At 41.1% G+C, this 21,636-nt stretch carries 18 protein-coding genes; 9 read left to right on the forward strand and 9 right to left on the reverse strand.

The annotated features are described in order from the left end of the window. Positions 1-9: 9 nt before the first annotated feature. Positions 10-915 carry a CoB--CoM heterodisulfide reductase iron-sulfur subunit B family protein gene (locus tag WKK05_RS21075; RefSeq protein ID WP_341525042.1) on the reverse strand — a complete coding sequence of 302 codons (906 nt, stop codon included), beginning with the start codon at positions 913-915 and terminating at the stop codon, positions 10-12. 459 nt (positions 916-1,374) lie between these two features. On the opposite strand from WKK05_RS21075, the gene acpP reads away from it, so the two are divergent. The 5 genes from acpP (at position 1,375) to WKK05_RS21100 (ending at position 9,356) form a co-directional block, all read left to right on the forward strand. Next, positions 1,375-1,626 carry an acyl carrier protein gene (gene acpP / locus WKK05_RS21080; protein WP_341525043.1) on the forward strand — a complete coding sequence of 84 codons (252 nt, stop codon included), beginning with the start codon at positions 1,375-1,377 and terminating at the stop codon, positions 1,624-1,626. 328 nt (positions 1,627-1,954) lie between these two features. Continuing rightward, positions 1,955-3,205 (forward strand): beta-ketoacyl-ACP synthase II, encoded by a 1,251-nt coding sequence (gene fabF / locus WKK05_RS21085; protein ID WP_341525044.1) that lies wholly within the window; start codon positions 1,955-1,957, stop codon positions 3,203-3,205. A gap of 254 nt (positions 3,206-3,459) precedes the next feature. After that, the gene (gene tkt / locus WKK05_RS21090) at positions 3,460-5,472 is read left to right on the forward strand and encodes a transketolase (protein WP_341525045.1); all 2,013 of its coding nucleotides are present in this window, start codon (positions 3,460-3,462) and stop codon (positions 5,470-5,472) included. A gap of 259 nt (positions 5,473-5,731) precedes the next feature. Then, complete coding sequence (locus WKK05_RS21095) at positions 5,732-6,733, forward strand: ATP-binding protein (protein ID WP_341525046.1); 1,002 nt, start codon at positions 5,732-5,734, stop codon at positions 6,731-6,733. Positions 6,734-6,761: 28 nt separating this feature from the next. Next, positions 6,762-9,356: a S8 family peptidase gene (locus WKK05_RS21100; RefSeq protein ID WP_341525047.1), complete on the forward strand. Its 2,595-nt coding sequence runs from the start codon at positions 6,762-6,764 to the stop codon at positions 9,354-9,356. A gap of 215 nt (positions 9,357-9,571) precedes the next feature. Here the strand turns inward: WKK05_RS21100 and WKK05_RS21105 are convergent, their stop codons facing one another. Together WKK05_RS21105 and WKK05_RS21110 are read right to left on the reverse strand one after the other, a co-directional pair. Then, positions 9,572-10,180: a hypothetical protein gene (locus WKK05_RS21105; RefSeq protein ID WP_341525048.1), complete on the reverse strand. Its 609-nt coding sequence runs from the start codon at positions 10,178-10,180 to the stop codon at positions 9,572-9,574. Positions 10,181-10,353: 173 nt separating this feature from the next. Beyond that, entirely contained in the window at positions 10,354-10,944 is a 591-nt protein-coding gene (locus tag WKK05_RS21110) for a thylakoid membrane photosystem I accumulation factor (protein ID WP_341525049.1), read from the reverse strand. Positions 10,945-11,335: 391 nt separating this feature from the next. Between WKK05_RS21110 and WKK05_RS21115 the strand changes: the two genes are divergently transcribed. Continuing rightward, complete coding sequence (locus WKK05_RS21115) at positions 11,336-12,676, forward strand: Mur ligase family protein (protein WP_341525050.1); 1,341 nt, start codon at positions 11,336-11,338, stop codon at positions 12,674-12,676. Between the two features lie 132 nt (positions 12,677-12,808). On the opposite strand, the gene WKK05_RS21120 is transcribed toward WKK05_RS21115, so the two are convergent. Then, positions 12,809-13,210: a hypothetical protein gene (locus WKK05_RS21120; protein ID WP_341525051.1), complete on the reverse strand. Its 402-nt coding sequence runs from the start codon at positions 13,208-13,210 to the stop codon at positions 12,809-12,811. Positions 13,211-13,562: 352 nt separating this feature from the next. On the opposite strand from WKK05_RS21120, the gene WKK05_RS21125 reads away from it, so the two are divergent. Then, entirely contained in the window at positions 13,563-14,378 is an 816-nt protein-coding gene (locus WKK05_RS21125) for a type 1 glutamine amidotransferase (RefSeq protein WP_341525052.1), read from the forward strand. A 205-nt stretch (positions 14,379-14,583) separates the two neighbouring features. Here WKK05_RS21125 and WKK05_RS21130 read toward each other — a convergent pair whose 3' ends face one another. Next, the gene (locus tag WKK05_RS21130) at positions 14,584-14,898 is read right to left on the reverse strand and encodes a type II toxin-antitoxin system VapC family toxin (RefSeq protein WP_341525053.1); all 315 of its coding nucleotides are present in this window, start codon (positions 14,896-14,898) and stop codon (positions 14,584-14,586) included. Further along, entirely contained in the window at positions 14,898-15,188 is a 291-nt protein-coding gene (locus WKK05_RS21135) for a hypothetical protein (protein WP_341525054.1), read from the reverse strand. Before WKK05_RS21135 ends, WKK05_RS21130 begins: the two co-directional genes overlap by 1 nt. Before the next feature lie 363 nt (positions 15,189-15,551). Here WKK05_RS21135 and WKK05_RS21140 point away from each other — a divergent pair, with 363 nt between their 5' ends. Beyond that, the gene (locus WKK05_RS21140) at positions 15,552-16,526 is read left to right on the forward strand and encodes an acetamidase/formamidase family protein (RefSeq protein ID WP_341525055.1); all 975 of its coding nucleotides are present in this window, start codon (positions 15,552-15,554) and stop codon (positions 16,524-16,526) included. 349 nt (positions 16,527-16,875) lie between these two features. Here the strand turns inward: WKK05_RS21140 and WKK05_RS21145 are convergent, their stop codons facing one another. From WKK05_RS21145 to WKK05_RS21155, 3 genes are all read right to left on the reverse strand, one after another. Next, positions 16,876-18,660 carry a choice-of-anchor Q domain-containing protein gene (locus WKK05_RS21145; protein WP_341525056.1) on the reverse strand — a complete coding sequence of 595 codons (1,785 nt, stop codon included), beginning with the start codon at positions 18,658-18,660 and terminating at the stop codon, positions 16,876-16,878. Between the two features lie 183 nt (positions 18,661-18,843). Continuing rightward, positions 18,844-19,032, reverse strand: a complete 189-nt coding sequence (locus WKK05_RS21150) for a hypothetical protein (RefSeq protein ID WP_341525057.1) — start codon at positions 19,030-19,032, stop codon at positions 18,844-18,846. Positions 19,033-19,682: 650 nt separating this feature from the next. Further along, positions 19,683-19,817 carry a hypothetical protein gene (locus WKK05_RS21155; RefSeq protein WP_341525058.1) on the reverse strand — a complete coding sequence of 45 codons (135 nt, stop codon included), beginning with the start codon at positions 19,815-19,817 and terminating at the stop codon, positions 19,683-19,685. A 192-nt stretch (positions 19,818-20,009) separates the two neighbouring features. Here WKK05_RS21155 and WKK05_RS21160 point away from each other — a divergent pair, with 192 nt between their 5' ends. Beyond that, complete coding sequence (locus WKK05_RS21160; RefSeq protein ID WP_341525059.1) at positions 20,010-21,401, forward strand: AAA-like domain-containing protein; 1,392 nt, start codon at positions 20,010-20,012, stop codon at positions 21,399-21,401. Positions 21,402-21,636 lie beyond the last annotated feature (235 nt).

Below are 21,636 nucleotides of genomic sequence, written 5' to 3' on the forward strand. Positions count from 1 at the left end.
TGAGGCTTACTAAAAACCTAGTTTCTCCAAAACTGATTTTGTGGAAACAATGTGCCGTGATAAACCCAGTTCTTCTGGACTAACTCCAACTGCCAAAGCAATCAACTGAGGTAAATGCAAGACTGGTAAACCTAGCTTTTGCCCAATTACCTTTTCTACTTCTGGCTGACGAGAATCTAAATTCAGGTGGCACAGAGGACAAGGTGTCACCATACAGTCAGCACCAGCAGCCAAAGCATCTTGAATATGCATCCCCGCCATCTTAAAAGATTGGGTAGTGGCATAACTAGAAAGTGGCCAACCGCAACATTGCGTTCGCCCTCGGTAATAAATTGGTGTTGCACCCACCGCCCGAAACATATTTTCCATCGCTTCCGGTTGGTAGGGGTCATCGTAGGGCATTGACTTTTGGGCGCGGAGGAGATAACAGCCATAAAAAGCTGCACATTTTAGTCCACTCAACTTACGGGTAACACGTTTGGTAATTTCCTCCAAACCGTAATCTGTAACTAGAGCGTAGAGAAGATGTTTAACTTCAGTACTGCCACGATAAGGCAAACAACTTTCTTTCTTGAGCAAGCCATTAACCTGTTGAATGTAGGCAGGGTTATTTGTCTGGCATTCTTTCAGGCGTTCGTTGACATGACCAATAACACCCTGACAAGTGCTGCAATGGGTAAGTAGTGGCAGATTTAATTCTTCTGCTAAAGCAATATTTCTAGCGTTGACTGTATCTTCTAGCAGCTGCGAATCTTCTTTGAATGTGCCAGAACCACAGCAAGCAGCTTTTTTTAATTCAACCAGTTCAATTCCCAGTGCTTGAGTGAGGGCTTGGGTTGACTGATAAAGCTCCCGACAAGCGCCTTGGGCAACACAGCCAGGAAAGTAAGCGTATTTAAGCATCTGAGATAGCATAGAAGTATGTTTTAGTTAGGGCGATCGCCCTAGACAATCACTGTTTTATCATCCCTTGTTAGTATGGAAGCCCTGAGCGGCAGCAACCTAAGTTACAAGCAAAGGAAGCGCCCTACTTTGGGAAGCCCCAGAAGTTTTCACATACTTATCGATGCTATCAAGGCTTGAGATACTGATGGGGATTTCGTAAAAAAAAGATTTAGCCAAAATTGAAAAATAGAAGTATTGAAATGTGGAGTTTCAAGAGGCATTGGGCATTGGGCATTTAGAGTGCTGAGTTAGGAATCAAGAGTCAAGAGTCAAGAGTAAGTTATTTTTCTCCCTGCTCCTCTCCTTCCCCTCTTCTTTTAGGGCTGAAGCGTATACGGATGATCGCGCTTTCCGATAAGATGTATATGCTCAAATCAATATCTTCCATAAAGAGCAGAATTCTAACAACCAGGTAAGGACTTTATATCTATGAGCCAAACAGCAAATTTTGAAAAAGTTAAGAAAGTAATAGCCGATCAACTGGAAGTTGCGCCTGAAAAAATTGTGCCAGAAGCCAGATTTACGGACGATTTACAGGCAGACTCTCTGGATTTAGTTGAATTAGTAATGGCTTTGGAAGAAGAATTTGAGGTAGAAATTCCCGATGAAGATGCCGAAAAGATTTTGACAGTTCAAGATGCAGCGGACTACATAAACAAACACGCTGCTACATCAGCTTAACTAGAGACTGAGTACTGGGTACTGAGTACTGGGGACTAGGTAAAAAGTTTTGCCTATACTCAACACCTGATACTTAATACCCAATCCCTAGTACCCAGTTCCTAATCCTTAATGCCTAATATCTAGCTATTTGCTTACTGCTTCTTACAAAGTATCAGATGCCTGCGGCAAGCCCTTCGGGTTCGCCAGTTCCCTACGGCGGGAAACCCGCCTTCTCCTAACGGAGACGCTATGCGAACAGGACTGGACTCACCAGTTGCTTTCCGACGCAAGGCGACAGGAATGTACTGGCTCGACTTTTCGCTTTTTCGCCACCTTTTATTGAATCATGACAGATTATAATCGTAAACGCGTTGTTGTAACTGGTGTTGGCGCGATTACACCGATTGGTAACACAGCAACAGATTATTGGGAAGGATTGTTAAGTGGACGCAATGGCATTGATTACATCACCGCCTTTGATGCGTCTCGCCATGACTGCCGGATTGCTGGTGAAGTGAAAAATTTTGATCCACATGATTACTTGGAACGCAAAGAAGCCAAGCGTATGGATCGGTTTGCCCAATTTGGGGTCGCTGCTGCAAAACAGGCTCTCTCTGACGCGCAATTAGTGATTGATGACCTGAACGCAGAACAGGTCGGTGTTATGATTGGTTCTGGCGTTGGCGGCATTAAGGTATTAGAAGACCAGCAAACTATTTACCTCAATCGTGGGCCAGACCGCTGTAGTCCATTCATGATACCCATGATGATTGCCAATATGGCGGCAGGATTAACGGCAATTCACACTGGTGCTAAAGGCCCAAATTCCTGCGCTGTAACTGCGTGCGCTGCCGGCTCCAACGCTATCGGAGACGCTTTTCGCCTAATTCAAGGGGGCTACGCTCAAGCAATGATTTGTGGTGGCACAGAGGCGGCAGTTACACCGTTGTCGGTAGCTGGGTTTGCTGCTTGTAAGGCATTGTCTTTTCGCAACGACGACCCAGCTCATGCTTGTCGTCCCTTTGACCGCGATCGCGACGGATTTGTTTTAGGTGAAGGTGCGGGAATTTTAATTCTAGAAGAACTACAATATGCCATTAGTCGCGGCGCTCGCATTTATGCCGAACTTATCGGCTATGGGATGACTTGTGATGCCTACCACATCACCTCACCTGTACCTGGTGGACTGGGAGCAGCCAGAGCCATTCAACTCGCCCTCAAGGATGCAGAACTAACGCCGGAGATGGTTAGTTATATCAATGCTCACGGTACTAGCACCCCAGCTAATGATTCGACTGAAAGCGGAGCAATTAAAAAAGCTTTGGGAGAACACGCCTATAAAGTGGCAATCAGTTCGACTAAATCGATGACAGGTCATCTGTTGGGCGGTTCTGGAGGTATTGAGGCCGTAGCAACAGCACTGGCGATCGCTAACGACCAAATTCCACCAACAATCAACTTAGAAAATCCCGATGTAGAGTGTGATTTAGATTACGTACCTCACACCAGTCGCGCTCAAAAAGTCGAGGTGGCACTATCCAACTCTTTTGGATTTGGCGGTCACAATGTCACACTAGCGTTTAAGAAATACCCCTAAAATTTCCAATTTTGTAGCTTGCCGGATCTCAGAAAATGAGATGGCAAAAGTATCATAGATATCATTCCGATATAAGTTAAGCGTTCGGCATAACCCAATTATCAGCTTGATTTATCACCAGAAACTCAGAAGATCCCGCTTGTCCATCGACAATCGGGAGTGGGATGATGAGGATACTGTGGGGGAATCTAGAATAACCCCAGCAAGAGAGAGCTACTCAAGAGTGCTAACCCGTCGTTAAAAACAATCTTATTATGGCTGTTGCAACCCAATCCCTCGAAGAACTTTCAATCAACTCGATCCGTTTCTTGGCTATTGACGCCGTAGAAAAGGCTAAATCGGGACACCCAGGACTGCCGATGGGCGCGGCTCCAATGGCTTTTGTACTTTGGGATCGCTATTTGCGGTTTAACCCCAAAAATCCCAAGTGGTTTAACCGTGATCGCTTTGTCTTGTCTGCTGGTCATGGCTCGATGTTACAGTATGCCTTGCTCTACTTGACAGGCTACGACAGCGTAACCATTGAAGATATCAAGCAATTCCGGCAGTGGGAATCCAAAACCCCTGGACACCCCGAAAACTTCATGACCCCAGGCGTGGAAGTGACCACAGGCCCACTGGGTCAAGGAATTGCTAATGCCGTAGGTTTAGCGATCGCTGAAGCCCACCTTGCTGCTAAGTTTAATAAGCCCGATACCAAGATTGTTGACCATTACACCTACGTAATTGTGGGTGACGGTTGCAACATGGAAGGCATTTCTGGTGAAGCTGCTTCTTTCGCAGGGCATTTGGGACTAGGCAAACTCATCGCCCTTTACGATGACAACCACATTTCCATCGACGGTTCCACCGATGTAGCATTCACCGAAGATGTTTCCAAGCGCTTTGAAGCTTATGGTTGGCACATTCTACACGTTAAAGAAGGTAACACTGACTTAGAAGGGATTGCTAAAGCAATTGAAGCAGCCAAGGCTGTCACCGATAAGCCTTCTTTCATCAAAGTCACAACCACCATTGGTTATGGTTCTCCCAACAAAGCAAACACCGCTGGTGTTCACGGTGCTGCTTTGGGTGGAGATGAAGTGGCATTGACGCGGAAAAATTTGGGTTGGGAATACGAACCTTTTGTCATTCCCCAAGATGTCCTCGACTATACACGTAAAGCAGTAGAACGTGGCGCAGGCTACGAAGCTGACTGGAACAAGGCATATAGCGAGTACAAAGCTAAGTATCCTCAAGAAGCCGCTGAATTTGAGCGTTATACTAGCGGTAAACTGCCTGACGGTTGGGATAAGGTACTACCTAGTTACACCCCCGAAGACAAAGCGCTGCCTACCCGTAAGCACTCAGAAACCAGCCTTAACAAACTAGGGTCAGTTTTACCTGAATTAATTGGTGGTTCAGCTGACTTAACCCACTCCAACCTCACCGAGCTTAAGGGGATCGGTGACTTTCAGAAAGGGGAATACCAAAACCGCAACATCCACTTTGGTGTACGGGAACATGGTATGGGCGCGATTTGTAATGGTATAGCGCTGCATGGTTCAGGATTAATTCCTTACGGTGCTACCTTCCTGATTTTCACAGACTATATGCGTGCCTCGATCCGCTTATCTGCTTTGTCCCAAGCTGGTGTCATTTGGGTGATGACTCACGACTCGATTGGACAAGGTGAAGATGGCCCAACCCACCAACCAATTGAAACTTTGGCTTCCTTGCGAGCCATCCCTAACCTGACAGTGATTCGTCCCGCAGATGGAAACGAAACATCTGGTGCTTACAAAATAGCGATTGAAAGAGCAAAGAACAACGCTCCTACCCTATTGGCGTTCACCCGTCAAAATGTTCCTAACTTAGCAGGTACGTCCGTTGAGAATGTGGCGAAAGGTGGATACACAGTTGTGGATTCTGAAGGCACACCAGAGTTAATCATCATTGCTACTGGTTCAGAATTAAACCTCGCTGTTACCGCAGCTGAGAAACTCACAGCCGAAGGTAAAAAAGTCCGTGTTGTTTCCTTGCCAGCATGGGATCTATTTGAAGCACAAGATGCGGCTTATAAAGAGTCCGTTCTGCCGAAAGCCGTTACCAAGCGCTTGTCTGTAGAAGCTGCCAGCAGTTTCGGTTGGCATAAGTATGTTGGTACTGAAGGCGATACTGTTAGTATTGATCGCTTCGGTGCTTCGGCTCCTGGTGGAGTTTGTTTAGAGAAGTTTGGTTTTAGCGTTGATAATGTGTTAGCTAAGGCTAAGCAATTGTTGGGTTAATAGCAACAGAATATTCTCTTATTTTCTAAGGTGGGCTGAAAAGCCCGCCTTTTTTAATGCAGAGGTAGATTAACTATAATTGGGGTTAAGTTTAGTAACTGGGAGGAAGTTATGCAGAACGTTTCTAAGAAAAGAGATGTTTTATATAACTTAATATAGTCACTAAGGATAAAGCGATCGCGTTATAATTTGCAGTGCGCTATAGTATTATAGTACAATAATACTATATTATAAGTCAATATTTATACTGAGAGGCAGTATGAAAGCAGAGCTTCTCAAGAGATTTTTTAGGGCGATCGCTAGTTCAGATCAACAGGCGATTGATAAGCTGACATATTTAGTGATTGAGGAAGAACGCAGTAAGGGACATACTCTCTTAGCTGACCAGTTAGAGAATATCACTAAAAAAAGCCAGAAAGAGAAGCCTACTAACATCAGCAAATCTGCTTCTTCAATACCAGAAAACTTACAGACATTAACTGAGTTACCGACTAGCAAGCGATTTAATCTTCCTTTAGTAACTATTATACCAAGGGAGCATTTACGGCATCATATGGTGTTGCCAGAAAAAATTGAGAAACGTTTCTGCCGAATTGAACGTGAATATGCGGCAAGAGATAGGCTTGCTCATCATGGATTGCGTTACAGACAAAAAATTCTTCTATATGGGCCTCCTGGGTGTGGAAAGACGCTAGGAGCAGAACGTTTAGCTTGGAATACAGGATTACCACTGCTGAAAGTTCGGTTTGATGCAATGGTGTCGTCTTTTTTAGGGGAAACTGCGAGCAATTTGAGACTTGTATTTGAGGATGCTTCAAAAAATCCATGCTTATTGTTTCTTGATGAATGTGACTCAATTGCTAAAACACGAGAAGACTCTCAAGAAGTAGGAGAAATTAAGCGAGTAGTAAATACATTTCTTCAAATTTTGGACGAGTATCAACCGTCTTCTGGGCTTTTAGTAGCAGCTACGAACCTAAATAAATCTCTAGATACTGCTCTTTGGAGAAGATTTGATGACTTGATCGCAGTACCCAAACCCGGAGAACAAGAGCTAGAATTTATACTAAGGGAAACATTATCTGCAATTGAAGTGGGATCTATCAACTGGCCAAGGATCATTGAGCAGATGAAAGATTTTTCTGCGGCTCAAGCTGTGAGGGTTGCACAAGATGCAGCTAAAAGAGCAATCCTTGAGCGAGAGGAGCTAGTGATTCAGGAACACTTAGAAGAAGCGATCACAGAAATTAAAGTTTCCTAGTATTAATTTTTGGTGTCTGAATAAATAAATGGTTGAAAGTTCTCAGGGTTTTCCACATATCCAGCTTAGGCTGACAACAGAAGGACGTGCTGCATCGCCACCAGGAGGAGGAGCAAAAAAGAATTCCATAACACTCGTTAATCTGGGTAATCGCCAGGGACATGGAGGTAAACTCAAAGGTTCGGTTGACTCCTTAATATTTGATTGGCAAGATACTCAAGAAAAACGTGAGCAAGAAGGAAAGCCACCACTTACCGAAAAATCTAAACCTATCATTTTAAAGATAGATCCTATTGCTTTCGATGTAGAGGATCTGAGAAAGTATGGTATTGAGGTTATTGCTGAATTAGAAGATGGATATATTATTGGGGCTTCTGCCAATGATCCAGAATTTAGTAAACTACAAAAAAAGATAGAACAATTTATTAAGGCAGAGCGAGGTGGTAATAAAATTGCCGAAATATGGGAAATTTTGAATGGAACTAGAAGACCAGAATACATTTTATCACCAGAATTACTTAATGAATGGGAAGAAATTAGTGACGATAAAATTTTTATAGTAGATGTGGGAATCTCATGCATAGGTACTAAGTCTCAATTTTCTGATTATCCAGAACCAAAATCTAATGAAACTGATGAAAGATATACTAGACGGCTTAGGGAGTGGATAAACAAACGTGATTCAACATACCAACAATGGGATGATATAAAGTCAGAAAGAGAAGATGATTTTACAGATTTTGTTCAAGGATATCAAGGAGAAATTTTCAATATTATTGATGGTCATATTCCTAATTCTGCTCAACTACCAGATAGTTTTTCTTGCAGAATTAAAATTTCTGGTAAGGGTTTAAAAGATTTAGTTTTAAATTTTCCGTATATTTTTGATGTCAGTTTACCTGATGATCTAGCTGAATTTGTTGAGCCTGAAGCTTTATCAGATGTTGATAATATCGATTTTCAACTAGAGCCACCAGAATCAAATGCTCCTAATGTATGTGTTATTGATAGTGGTATTCAAGAAAGTCATTTTCTTTTAAAAGCAGCGATTGATTCACAAAGCTCAAGGTCTTGGATACCAGGAGAAACTCATATAACTTCTGACTATTATGGCAACGGTGGACATGGAACTAGAGTAGCTGGTGCGGTTCTTTACCCCAGGACTATACCCCGCAATGGCAAGGAAAAATCTATTTGTTGGATTCAAAATGCAAGAGTTCTGGATGCTAACTGTCAACTACCTAAACAGCTATTTCCTCCCAATCTTCTAGGTGAAGTTGTAAAAATTTACCATGAGCAAACAAAAACAAGAATTTTTAATCATTGTATTGCTGGGTCTGTTCCCTGCCGAACCCAATATATGAGTGCTTGGGCAGCAACGATTGATAATCTAACATGGGCTGAGGATATCCTGTTTATTGTCGCAGCTGGTAATTTACCTTCCGAAGGCGGGAAAACAGGCTCTACAAGATTATCTGTGAAAGAACATCTGGCAGCTAATCGACCGTATCCAGATTATCTGTTGGAGGATTCATGTAGAATTGCTAACCCTGCACAAAGCTTTCAAGCTTTAACAGTTGGTTCAATTGCTCTAAATTATTACCATCAATTTCCCTATTCTTCTATCTCACAGAAAGATCAGCCTTCAGCCTTTTCATGCTCTGGATTGGGAATTTGGAAGACGATTAAGCCAGAAGTAGTTGAATATGGTGGGGATTTTGTTATAGACGAAGGTACACCACCTAACATTACATATCCTCAAAATGTTTGTCCTGAATTAGTGCGTTCAACATTGAATGGTGGGCCTGCAATTGCTGCCGATAATGTGGGAACATCATTTTCAGTACCAAAAGTAAGCCATATTGCTGCGCGTCTAGCAGCTAATTTACCTAATGATAATTGCCTTCTTTACCGTGCATTAATAGTTCAATCAGCAAGGTGGCCTGAATGGACAGTGGCAGACGATGTTAATAAATTGCACGTTCTTCGTAAAATTGGTTATGGTCTTCCCAATGTTGATCGTGCTTTGGGTAATGCTCCCAATAGAATCACTTTGATGACAACAGGAGAGCGCCGCATTGTAGCTAAACAAGCTCATATTTACCAAGTAAAACTGCCAGAAAAATTACGTTCTCAAGGAGAGGCATTTAAGATTCTTCTGGAGGTTACTTTATCATACAAAGCCCAACCACGTCGAACCCGTAGAAATCGTCGAAAATATCTTTCAACTTGGCTTGATTGGGAATGTAGTAAAAAAGGAGAAGATCCAGAACTTTTTAAAGCTAGAGTTTTGAAAGAGTTTGATGCTCCAGAAGATGCGGAGAAGGGAGAAGGTCTTTTTAAATGGATGCTCGGCAAACAAAATAATCACGGAATAATTAAAGGTGTATCTAGAAGTGCAGGAACTCTTCAAAAGGATTGGACAGTTGTAAATTCATTTGAACTTACCGAGGCATTTTCTATTGCAGTTGTTGGACATGAAGGTTGGAACAATGATCCAGAGGCTAGCGTTCCATACTCTTTAGTTGTAAGTTTTGAAGCAATACAAGCTGATATTCCAATTTATACGTCTATTGTTGAGGCTCAAGTTGAAACAGAGGTTCAGACAGAGATACAAATTTAATTAATTATGAGTAACTAAAGCGATTAAGAGATTGCACTACATTTGATATTTTTGTTATTGAAATACTTCGTGTAGTTTAATATTGTTACCTATCTGTACAAGTAAAATTTTTATTATACATATAGTGCCTTTGTACTGACAACAAGCGGTTTTGTGTTGAAATTTTATTCCATAATTTTGTCAGTAGGTTTGAGCATTGCTATCCGAAATATTAATTACCCAATAGGACGATTTCCTGGGTTCACAGCATGGATATATTCACTTCCCGATCGCGGTCTTCCTCGTTTATAATTAGCTTCTTCTGGTTTACCCCATCCCATCTGCAAAACTATTTCTAAAAAGCTAGAATTTTCCCACTTCCACAAACTTGCCCATTCTGTTATTTGAGCAATTCTCTCTACATCAGGTTTGTTAATTTGCTGGTACTGTTTACTATTATTAAAACTCAAATATAAGTCCATTTCCGCAGTCACTTCGTACCAAAACTCTAAAATTGAATTTTTGGCAGATTTTAATATTTCTAAGTCACTGGTGAGTGCAATTAATTCTGTATCTACTGCTGGATAGCGCAAGTTTTTACCTTTAACTATCATCTCCCGCCAGACAACACCTGAAACTTGATTTTCTTGTTGATAGTCGTGAATCGCAGCTTTAAAATCTTGATAGGCAGAAAACTTTTGCAGCCCATCAGTTCTAATAAACTGATCAATTACAGGGTTGCCAGAAACTGTTATCTCTAATTTCAGGCGATTCCCTTTGAGGCAAGCTTGGCGTTCAGCTGCCAAAATCTGAATTAGCTCCTCGGTGGTGTAAACCTTTGACATCAGAACACACTCTAATTAGTCATTGGCCATTGTCATTAGTTATCAACTATAGACTTATGAACTACAGACTTTTGTTAAACCAGATATTTAAACATTATCTCTTGGCAGAATATGGAATGCAGTAACAGGTAGCACGAAAATTTAGACTAGACCGATTTGGTCTAGCCTAAAAGTCATTTGGCTAATTCACTACTGTACTCATTAAAGGCGCGTCGCTTTAACTGCACTGATTCTGTACGAGGTAATAAATCAAACACTTCCCGTAAGCGATCGTCTATCTCTTCATATGGGACTTGACCCTTTTTATTCAAGACTACTTCACCTGACTGATTAAACACCACGACTTGCGGAACACCCTCAGAATAGTAATATCCTGGTTCTGTGGGCTTGTATGTTTGTTTAGGCAAGATTGTATCTACATTCACAGGGATAATCTCTACTGCTCGACCATAGAATTCCTGTACCCGTGAAATAACAATGGCATATTTTTTGCAATCGCTGCTGTCATCCACATAAAAGGCTAACATTGTGGGTCTATGCTGCTCTAACGCCTGTGCAAGAGTCTGTTTAGCAGGAACCAGTGAACCATTGCCAGCAAAAACCACAAAAATGTTGCCTTCATATACATCATCCTTAATACCAGCAGATGCAGGTTGCATACCTATAACGAACAGACAAACAACAAGTATTAACAGGCATTTCGATAGCAATCTTCGCCAATCAGCAATTTGGGTATGTAAAAAAAGAAACTTTCTACTATTCATCAAAAGGAACCTTGCAAGCTATTAGATGTCGTAAGTTTGTGCTGAATTCGGCAAACTGGATTGGATATATAACTACGTCCGCACGCTATTTTTTAAGATAACGCTTACTGAGATTATCTCTTGAAAGGGCATTGAGCATCCGTTCGGCTTCTCTACGAGACCGGAGGCGTTAGCGAAGCTTTGGCTTGAACATACGCTCAGGGCAAGTGGGCATTGGGTATTTGGAAGGAGGCAGGAGTAGTAATTCTTCTTATTCCCTTGTCCTCCTTGTCTGCCTCATCTCTTTAAGAATGGGCTGGCTTTTTGAGCAAAGATTAGTTAAACTCACTAGATTAAATTTGCAATTATATAGACTATCAGTTAGCAACCGCGAGAAGCTTAGGGTACGGATGTGGGAAACAAAATAAAACTTATAGATAGACTACGACTTGGTTTTGCGGTATCAGCAGCAAAAAGTGTGACGTTTTTGGTGCGATCGCTGCGTTTGGGTGCTGCTAGTGTATTACCAGGCTCGATTGCTCGTCGCATTGAACCCCGACTCTTAGAATTATTGAGTCAGCAGGTGAAAAACGGGGTGATTTTAATTGCTGGGACTAATGGCAAAACCACTACATCACTGCTTTTAAAAACGATTTTAGAACGTAAAGGTTACCGTGTTGCTCATAATTCAACAGGGGCAAATCTAGAAAATGGCTTGATGACGGCGTTGTTAGAAAGCACCAGCTTGGTGGGAACGCTGGATGTTGATTACGCCATTTTGGAGGTTGATGAGAATATTGTACCGAAGATATTGAAACCTCTCCAGCCACGAATCATTCTCTGTTTAAACTTATTCCGTGACCAACTCGACAGGTACGGAGAAGTCGACACAATTAGCAAGCGTTGGACAAAAGTCATCTCTACCCTACCACCAGAAACGGTTGTAATTCCTAACGCTGACGACCCAACTTTATCTCACCTCGGTCAGCAGTTACCCCAACGAGTATTATTCTTTGGTTTGAACGAACCTGAAAACTATCTTGAGGCAATTCCTCACGCTGTCGATTCTATTTATTGTCCTAAATGTGGACACTCTTTAGATTACAAAGGTGTCTATTTGTCTCATTTAGGCGATTTCACTTGTCCCAGTTGCGGCTTTAGCAAAAGTAAACCGACTCTCGAAAGCAGCCAATGGCAACAAATTCTCGTTGGTTTGTACAACAAATATAATACTTTAGCTGCTGTTACTGCTGCTCAAGAGTTAGGAGTTGATGAAGCTACAATTAAAGATACAATTAACAATTTTCAAGCAGCTTTTGGGCGTACTGAAGATTTAGTAATTAACGGTAAACGAGTACGAATTCTGTTATCAAAAAATCCTGTAGGGACGAATGAAACCATTCGCGTGGTGAATCAAAGTACAGATAAAACTACTCTGTTGGTGTTGAACGATCGCACACCTGATGGCACTGATGTATCCTGGATTTGGGATGTTGATACAGAAAAATTAGTACAAAGGGGAGGAACTTTAGTCGTTAGTGGTGACCGAGTTTATGATATGGCACTACGTCTACGCTATAGTCAAAACTCTGCTCAGACTACTAACTTAAATTTGATTGTAGAAGAAGATTTGCGGCAAGCGATCGCTACCGCATTAGAGCATACTCCAGAAGATGAGACTTTGCACATTCTGCCTACTTATTCAGCCATGCTGGAAGTACGAGAAGTTTTGACTGGGAGGAAGATTCTTTAATCTGATTGGGCATTGGGCATTGGGGAGCCAGTCTCATGGGCGGCTCCGCCGACTTGAGAGAACTGGCGTCATTGGAAATAGAATTAAGTAATCAATCCCCAGTCCCCAGTCCCTAGTCCCTAGTCCCCAGCCCTATTGCAACTGAATTGCTGCACGTTGTATTGGTAAAACTTCTTCTAAAGTCAGTTCATGATCAGCGGTAATATGACTTTTACAACAAATGTTGCTGAAGAAAACTTTCTGACCAACTAATTCTGAAAAATGTTTTTCTAGAAGTAACCGAGATGTAATATCTCCCAATAATTCAGAGAGGTCTTTTGTTAATGGATCTTTATCATCACGATGAATCGTTCTAAATTTAAAATTATGTTCACCAATTAAATTTTTGACTGCTGAGTCAAACTCGTTTTCTTTTCCTTCAACATAAGCAAAAGATTGCTCTTCTAAGAACTTCCAAGCATCTGGGAATATCTCGCGGATTTTTTCTATATGATTTTCAGTTTGGTAGACCAAAGTAGCAGTTTTACAATCCATATGACAATTTATCTGGTTATAAAATAAACTTTGCAACCCTGTAATATTACGACCAAGTTGGAAGGTTTAAACTGATAACGAAATATTTATTTAAATCCTACCGTTGAGATTATGGTAAAACTGTTACCAAAAAACTGTTACATAAAATACTAAAATATTTGTTTTTACTTAGCGATGTCAGTCATAAATCATTTGTAAACAACAATATTCCTGACTTCTTTAACCAGTCGAAGATTTTAGCTTAACGATTCTCAAAAATCAAATAGGATTACTATATCTAAGAATGCGATGAACTATTAGAGATACACCGGATTATAAGAACACAGAGAGAAAAAGTTATAAGTGAGGAGTTATGAGTTCTCAAGATTTAGAATTAACAATCGGTTGGCTATATCCGACCTTGATGAGTACCTACGGCGATCGCGGTAATGTGATCACAATCGAACGTCGCGCACAGTGGCGGGGATATGATGTTAAAGTGTTACCCCTGGATCAAAATACCACGGCCGCAGATATTAAATCGGTAGATGTCATAGTGGGTGGTGGCGCACAAGACCGTCAGCAAGAAATTGTGATGCGTGATTTGCAAGGTGCGAAAGCCGATGCAATGCGGGAGAAGATTGAAAACGGAACTCCGGGAGTGTTTACCTGTGGTTCACCGCAACTACTAGGACACTATTATGAACCAGGATTTGGTCAGCGGATTGAAGGATTAGGAATACTTGATTTAGTTTCTGTGCATCCTGGGGAAAATACTCGGCGCTGTATTGGGAATTTAGTGATTGAAGTGACAGCATCTCGTCTAGCACGAGATTTGGCAGAAATGACAGGTAGTAAAGCTTATCTAGTTGGCTTTGAAAATCACGGCGGACGCACCAAATTAGGGAAAGTGGAAGCATTGGGGCGAGTGGTGTACGGCTTAGGAAATAATGGTGAAGATGGTACAGAGGGAGCATTTTATCAGAATGCGATCGCAACTTATTCTCACGGGCCATTGTTACCAAAAAATCCCTTTGTCGCCGATTGGTTAATTCAAACAGCACTACGGCTAAAGTATCAAGAGCCTATTACATTGCAATCTTTAGATGATAGCCTTGCTGTACAAGCAAGAGAAGCGATGTTTAAGCGGTTGAAAGTAAGTTTGCCTGCTACTGCGGCTAGGGTTTAAATTTTCGTGTTTTTCTCGTTCCCTGACTCTCACAGGGAACGCAATTCCCCGATTTCATATGTAAAGGGGTGACAAACGCCCCAAACTCAGCCTTGAGTTCATGTTTTCTCATCAACAACGACCAACCCCACACCACAGCGAGTCGCGGCCTCTGCTAACCGGGTATCAAGAGTTGCTAACGGCAATTGTAACCGCAACGCCAATTCTAAATAAGCTGCGTCGCTGCTAAACTTTCCTGTCGTGCTAGCTTCAAGGTTGCATCCAATGCCTTTGCATCCGTAACTTGATCAACCTGAATTAATAGTGACTGTAACAAAGCAATAGCTTGCTCAGATTGTTCCTTGGTCATACGGTTACGTCGTTCAGCCACGGCAAGGGTATTAGCAATCTCCAAAGACCAAATTCCTGGTACAAAAGCTTCAGAATTTGGCATTATTGCCAGTATGGTATTAGCATAATCATTGTTTTCATCCACCAAGCACCAGCTAATTGCTACAGAACAATCTAAAACAAACTGCATTAAAATCTTCGCCCTTCTTCAACCATTTCGTGGATTGAAGTTTCATCTAACGCTACTTCTCGCCGCAGTTGCTGCATTTTGGCGATTGCTTCTTGAATCGATTTTTTTGTTGTTGGTTTTCCCCAAGCGTTATATTGCAGTACACTGTCATCGCATGGTGCAAGGTCTGTTTTATCTAACGGCTGTACAACCACCACTACTTCTACAGATGTATCTTTAAAATCAGTAGGTGTCTGAATGTGCAATATACCATCTGCCCCAATATGCGATCGCAATTTTTTCGTTTCCATTTCTTCCTCCAGTAAATTATAGAATTTTTCATTTCCTGGCTTTGACCGGGGGCGCAATTCAGGAGACTCTGCCTCTGATTTTAAATTCACAAAATACAGAAGCCTAAAGTACTGCATTTTCCGGTAGAACTTTCTGTCAACACAGGCATTAAAAACTAGAATTACTTAATCAGAAGGCTGATACTGATATTTTATATAGATACAGCAGATTTCAAGTTGATGAATTACACAATATAGACCTCATGGTTACTGAGCGTAGTCGAAGTAAAGTTAGATAGAAAGCCTGTTATCCTTCTGACTACTGAATTCTGAATTCTGCTGTATGTTTTTTAGGCATTAGAAATTAAAAGCGGTACAGCAGCAATGACTCACCATATTTTAAAAGCTACAAAAGAAACTGTACACCTGGGCGGTTTCTCCCATCAGCTAAAACCAGCAGTTACTGTAGATTCTGGCGATACAATTGATGTGGAAACTTACACTGGTTACTATGTGCATGACCAAGCACCAGCAGAGTTTCTCACCCCAGAATTTCTTGATATCTGTCAAAATCTAGCACCAGAACGCAAAGTTGCTGGGGGGCCGCATTTACTCACAGGGCCAATTTACGTCAAAGATGCTGAACCAGGAGATGTTTTAGAAGTAAAATTAGAAGCGATCGCACCTCGTTTACCTGTAGGCTTCAATGCAATTCGTAAAGGTTGGGGAGCTTTACCATATCAGTTTGATCAACCTGCTTTAAGATTCATTCCCCTTGATTTAAAAAATAATATTGCTGAATTTCCTGCGGGTAGTGGCATAAAAATTCCCCTTAAACCATTTTTTGGTATTCTTGGTGTCGCTACCCCAGAAACATCTCGCACCTCTGTTCCCCCTGGTGCTTATGGCGGTAATATTGACAATCGCGAACTACAAGCCGGTTCTCGCGTATTTCTACCTATTTTTATTCCAGGTGCGTTATTTTCTATCGGTGATGGTCATTCAGCGCAGGGAGATGGTGAAGTAAATGTCACTGCCATAGAAACATCGATGAACGGTAGAATCACACTCAAGCTTCGCAAAGATTTGCAACTGACAACGCCAATTGCAGAAACTCCAACGCATATCATCACAATGGGGTTTGCTCAAACCTTAGATGAAGCCTTAGAATTAGCTTTAAAAAATATGATTGATTTTCTGGAACGTTTCGTAAATTTGTCTCCAGAAGATGCTTATGTGTTATGTAGTTTAGCCGTGAACTTTCACATTACTCAAGTTGTGAACAGTCCCCAAAAAGGTGTGCATGGTATGCTATCCAAATCAATATTATCCAAGGGGATTACAGCGGATTTCATTTGAATTGAATACAAAGTCAACTGAAACCCTAGCGATTGGAATTCGCGACTACATAAACTAATTTCGTCACGGTGCGTAAGTCCTAGATATAAGAGATTTTACTACGCAAAACCGTCCCTCTCCGAATCGGAGAGGGACAGACTTGAACTTTAATTCAAGGCAGGGAGAGGTTTGTCGAATTCACGTTTTTTAACCTGCATAAGCAGGTTTTGTTTGCCTAGACGCGGTTTATAACCGCTGCCTAGTACCAAGTTGCATTCTATTGCAGTAATTCGAGTGCATGAGATTGCTTCCTGATGTCGCAATGACAGAATACTATCTTTGAATGCAACTTAATAGAAGTCCTGAGAAATTACGAAAAGCCAAAATTATTCGGGTTTTTCACAGAACTCGGAGTGACATTGTTCAAGTTAAGAAACTTGACTGCACGACCTTTACCAGATGAACCATCTGGGTCAATCCAGACTTGGGTATTATTTCCTTGGGCCTGAAAGCGCAAGTAACCAAGAGAAAGTGCAGAGGCAAAGTTCAACTTATTCAAATTTAAACTCTGGAAAACTTGCCGCAGCTCAATCTTGTCTATGCCAACTTGAAAGTCGGTTATAGTATCGCCCATATCACAAATACTTTCATATACGAATGTATCTGCACCTTTGCCACCAGAGATAATATCTCGTCCTTGGTGGCCAGTGATGATGTCATTGCCAGCAGTGCCGTAAATGGTTTCACGAGCAGCAGTTCCATTAATAACATTAGCAACTACTGCTTCATAAGCACCAATATCTACGCGAGTCCCAGAGATGCGTTGATAGCCAGAACCCCGTTGGTCAAAGGGTACTTGTTCTGTGGTGTTGCCATCTTTATCTATATCTGTAACATCAAAAGGTATATCTGCATTGTTGCCTGCGTTAATAGCGGGGCTACCTGAGACAAGGGCATGGGTTTTGACTAAGCCGCCATTGTCTTGCAAGGTGGTATCCAGCAATTTTTCTATCGGAACGTTTAACTTTTCGTTGGTACTGAAGCCTTTACTGCCGCGGAGGTCGCCAATGAGGTTATAGCCGTTGCTGTTAAAATTGCCAAAAACGTCAGGGTTAGTGGTGTTAGTTAAATCCTTATCGTAGTTATCAAAGTTGCCAGCAACGATACTGTTTTCTATTGTGGCATTACCAGAGTTAGAGTTATGTATGCCACCAGCACTACCTCCCCCATAGTAGTTGTAAGCAGTGTTTAGCGTGATAGTGCTATTTTTGACTGTAATTGTGCTTTCATTGTAGATCCCACCACCAATTTCTGCTTCATTGCCACTGATGGTACTATTATTCACGATCGCTTCACCAGAGTTGTAAATACCACCACCACCGTTATTAGTTATTGTTATCTGATTATTATTAATGGTACTGTTAGCAACTGTGAAAACTCCAGAATTATAAACCCCACCACCGTCGTATAATGCCTTGTTATCTTGGATGGTACTGTGATTCACAGTCAGAATACCAGAAGAATTGTAAATGCCGCCTCCATCCGTACCTCCACCGTTATCGCTGATGGTACTGTTGTCCACAGTTACAATGCCAGAAGAATTATAGATGCCACTGCCAGTCCCCTGGGACAAAACATAGTTATTATTAATGCTGCTATTACTTACTGTAAGCGTGCCTTCATTGTAAATGGCAGCTCCAAGATATCCTAAGTTATTGGTTATAGTAGTGTCTTTCACTGTAAGGTTACCAGTGTTATAGATGCCACCGCCAAAATAACCGGAATTATCCCTGATGAGGCTATTACTTATGCTGAGAATGCCTTGATTATAGATGCCACCAGTGAATTCAGAATTATAGCCATTAGCAATAATTAACCCTTCTATCTCAACAGTGACACCACTGCTAATCTCAAAGACATGAGATGCATTGTCACCACTAATATATAGTGAGTTCGTACCTTTACCCCTAATTTCAAGGTCATCTGTAATGCTCAAACTACTACCACCGAGAGTAATAGTATCAGCGATTTTATCGTCGAATACTCCCTTAAAACTGATGATGTCTCTTCCTGTTTGAGCATTAGCATTCAGAACTGCTTGCCGTAAAGAGCCAATACCACTGTCATTGGTGTTAGTAACACTAAATGTAGACATTTATTATCTCAATCCTATCTTTACAAGGGATATTAATGTGACGCTAAAAGATTATGTTTTTAGCAGTTGAAGCATGAAGATTTTTTCTATTAAGCGCTCAAAGCTCAATAGTAAGTGTTGTCAAATTTAATGAACTAATAGGCCCCTTTTAAAAGCGCTTTATCAGAGGGAAATACAGTTCAGTTAAGGATTATTGCTGAAAGTTTCATTGTTATATAGCAGTCCTAAATCATTCGTTAAAATTTGAGGTTGTTGCGACCCCCCTGTAGTCTCACGCCACTTGCTACAAGTCGGGAAACCGCAAGGGCGCAGTGGCTCCCCTTGGCAATGGGGGACGGCGTTAGCTGGGGGGTGAATTTTGTTACAACTCATTTAGGATTGTTATAGAGATATTGCACTGCAACATCTCTCCACAAGCGATCGCTAACGCTAAGTGTTTTATCTCAACTGTGTTGTCTTACGAGATTTAAAAAGCCTGTCAAGTTATTTGCTGGGCAAGAAAAATATAAACTTGTCAGTTAAAGCACCTGACATAAATATTGAAAGTGTTATTTACAATAACATTTAATTCATCTCTAATTACACAAATTTTTTTATCTTTAGCTAATAAGATTATTCACCAATACGCAAAATAAAATTAGATATGTAATAAGTTTTAAAAAAATTTACTTTTCACATATTATGCCTAGTAAAGCATAAAATATTCTAAATTTATTAGCTTTTATCTATTAAAACTGTCTTTTTGTTTTCTCAGCATTAAAATTAAATAGGTCAATTAGTTACTTGCCTTGAAACACTAAGACTTTTTCAATATTCATATTTATCCTTATTATATTTAAAGTTTTTGTAATGATTTTGTGTTTTCATTAAGATCATGTGTTTATATTGTTGAATCTAATGTATTGAATAATATTATTTTTTCATTGTCAATCAATCTTTGCAATTTCCTACTTTTCCTACTTTTACCACTTTTCCCACTTTTTAAGCTTGACTAATTTACCATTTAAAAACTGCGGAATGCTCTACTGCAAACATATAGGCTTTGCTAATGGCTCTTGGGCGATCGCTTGCTGCACCTCCATAAATCTGCTTTGCTCCCAGTAATCTGTTGCGGCTCCTGCTGTCACTGCCGAGCCAGGTGACTGTACGACTTGCACAAAAGTTCCAATCTCTATAGAGGTTATGGCACAACGCCATCTTGGACTTATAAAGGAGTAATACTAATTTATTAGTAACCTTTAGCACAAATCTTATCTATTCACTTATATAGACTTACTTAAGTAAGTCCTGATATTATCTGGTCATGGTCGAGTCAATTCTCATACTAGGAAAATGGCTCTCAAACTTCCATGCACCTCGATTCTATACTTCAAATTGTTAACCGCAAGCTGCTTGAAACTCAACACCGTCCCCTTAACTCCACAGAAATTCTAATTCTGCGGGGTACATGGCAGTATCATACCTATAGCCAAATTGCCCAAGAGCAAGGTTATAGCTCTGGCTACTTTACTAATGTCGTGGCCCCTGAGCTGTGCCGCCGACTTAGTGAAATTATTGGTGTGCGTGTTACCAAAAAAAATTGTCGGGCGCTACTGGAGACATATGCTGCTACACAAGCTGCATCTGAGACAAAACTGCTTTGGCAACATAATACGGGTAACTCTTTTGAAACTAACCAAGATATGTCGCCTAGCTTTCCTAGTGGTTCAGTTCCTCTTAAGTCCCCTTTTTACATTGAACATTTTCCTGTTGAGAGACAGGCTTATGCAGAAATCACTAAACCAGGAGCTTTAGTACGGATTAAAGCTCCCAAGGAAATGGGTAAAACCTCGCTACTACTGAGGATGCTGGAACACGCTAATCAGATAGGCTACCGCACAGTTAGCCTAAATCTAGAGCAAATTGACCAAGACTTTTTGAGCGATCCAAATCGATTTTTGCGCTGGCTTTGTGCTAACATCAGCCTTCAGCTTCAGCTAGAACCGAAGCTAGACGATTATTGGGATGAAGATATTGGCAGCAAAGTCAGCTGTACCCTCTACTTCCAAAGCTATTTGTTAAAACAAATTGACATTCCTCTTGTCTTGGCATTAGACGAGGTAAATCAAATATTTGAGCATCCTCAAGTAGCAAAAGAATTTTTACCCTTATTGCGTTCATGGTACGAAGAAGCAAAACGATCGCCCATTTGGCAAAAGCTGCGTCTGATTGTAGTGCACTCAACTGACATTTATGTTCCCCTCCAGTTTCATCAGTCCCCTTTCAACGTGGGTTTACCAGTTCAGCTAACTAACTTCAACCTTGAGCAAGTGCAGAAGTTAGCCCACTGCTATGGACTTGATTGGGCTGAGGGACAAGGAGCCAGACAACTTATGGATATGGTTGAGGGACATCCAGCATTAGTTAACTTAGCACTTTACCATCTCAAGCGTGGTGAACTAACTCTTCCGCAATTATTAAAAGCTGCCCCAACATCAACTGGGATTTATCAGCATCACTTACAACGTCACTGGGCAACCTTGCAAGAGCAGCCTGAATTAGCGATCGCTCTTGGTACTATTATGAGTGCCACTGAACCTATGCCATTAGAACCTATTCTGGCTTACAAGTTAAGTAGTATGGGGCTGATTAAGTTAGATAACAATAAAGCAATGCCTAGCTGCCAGTTATATCGCCAGTATTTTCAGCCTAAGTTCCTTGATAAAGGCAGACAAGTATTGCTGGAAAACTTAGATAATTGACAGTTTCTACTATTTTAATTAATTGATTTTGTAATACAGGAATAGAGACGCGATTAATCAGTCTGTAAAATTGGATCTATATCTGCCTCTTCAGTTGAAAAAATGTACCTTATTAATACCAATTCAATTAATGATTGCAACATATCCTTGGGTGAAGACGCGATGAATCGCGTCTCTACAAATGGACTATTTGTTGCATTCTTTTTTCTAATTGGTATAACTTGTAAACTACTGT

It is taken from the genome of Nostoc sp. UHCC 0302 (assembly GCF_038096175.1).
Classification (GTDB): domain Bacteria; phylum Cyanobacteriota; class Cyanobacteriia; order Cyanobacteriales; family Nostocaceae; genus UHCC-0302.

Coding starts and splice junctions, on each gene's coding strand:
- WKK05_RS21075 (WP_341525042.1), bottom strand. CDS start 915: ATGCTATCTCAGATGCTTAAATACGCTTACTTTCCTGGCTGTGTTGCC.
- acpP (WP_341525043.1), top strand. CDS start 1,375: ATGAGCCAAACAGCAAATTTTGAAAAAGTTAAGAAAGTAATAGCCGAT.
- fabF (WP_341525044.1), top strand. CDS start 1,955: ATGACAGATTATAATCGTAAACGCGTTGTTGTAACTGGTGTTGGCGCG.
- tkt (WP_341525045.1), top strand. CDS start 3,460: ATGGCTGTTGCAACCCAATCCCTCGAAGAACTTTCAATCAACTCGATC.
- WKK05_RS21095 (WP_341525046.1), top strand. CDS start 5,732: ATGAAAGCAGAGCTTCTCAAGAGATTTTTTAGGGCGATCGCTAGTTCA.
- WKK05_RS21100 (WP_341525047.1), top strand. CDS start 6,762: ATGGTTGAAAGTTCTCAGGGTTTTCCACATATCCAGCTTAGGCTGACA.
- WKK05_RS21105 (WP_341525048.1), bottom strand. CDS start 10,180: ATGTCAAAGGTTTACACCACCGAGGAGCTAATTCAGATTTTGGCAGCT.
- WKK05_RS21110 (WP_341525049.1), bottom strand. CDS start 10,944: ATGAATAGTAGAAAGTTTCTTTTTTTACATACCCAAATTGCTGATTGG.
- WKK05_RS21120 (WP_341525051.1), bottom strand. CDS start 13,210: ATGGATTGTAAAACTGCTACTTTGGTCTACCAAACTGAAAATCATATA.
- WKK05_RS21125 (WP_341525052.1), top strand. CDS start 13,563: ATGAGTTCTCAAGATTTAGAATTAACAATCGGTTGGCTATATCCGACC.
- WKK05_RS21130 (WP_341525053.1), bottom strand. CDS start 14,898: ATGCAGTTTGTTTTAGATTGTTCTGTAGCAATTAGCTGGTGCTTGGTG.
- WKK05_RS21135 (WP_341525054.1), bottom strand. CDS start 15,188: ATGGAAACGAAAAAATTGCGATCGCATATTGGGGCAGATGGTATATTG.
- WKK05_RS21140 (WP_341525055.1), top strand. CDS start 15,552: ATGACTCACCATATTTTAAAAGCTACAAAAGAAACTGTACACCTGGGC.
- WKK05_RS21145 (WP_341525056.1), bottom strand. CDS start 18,660: ATGTCTACATTTAGTGTTACTAACACCAATGACAGTGGTATTGGCTCT.
- WKK05_RS21150 (WP_341525057.1), bottom strand. CDS start 19,032: ATGAGTTGTAACAAAATTCACCCCCCAGCTAACGCCGTCCCCCATTGC.
- WKK05_RS21160 (WP_341525059.1), top strand. CDS start 20,010: ATGCACCTCGATTCTATACTTCAAATTGTTAACCGCAAGCTGCTTGAA.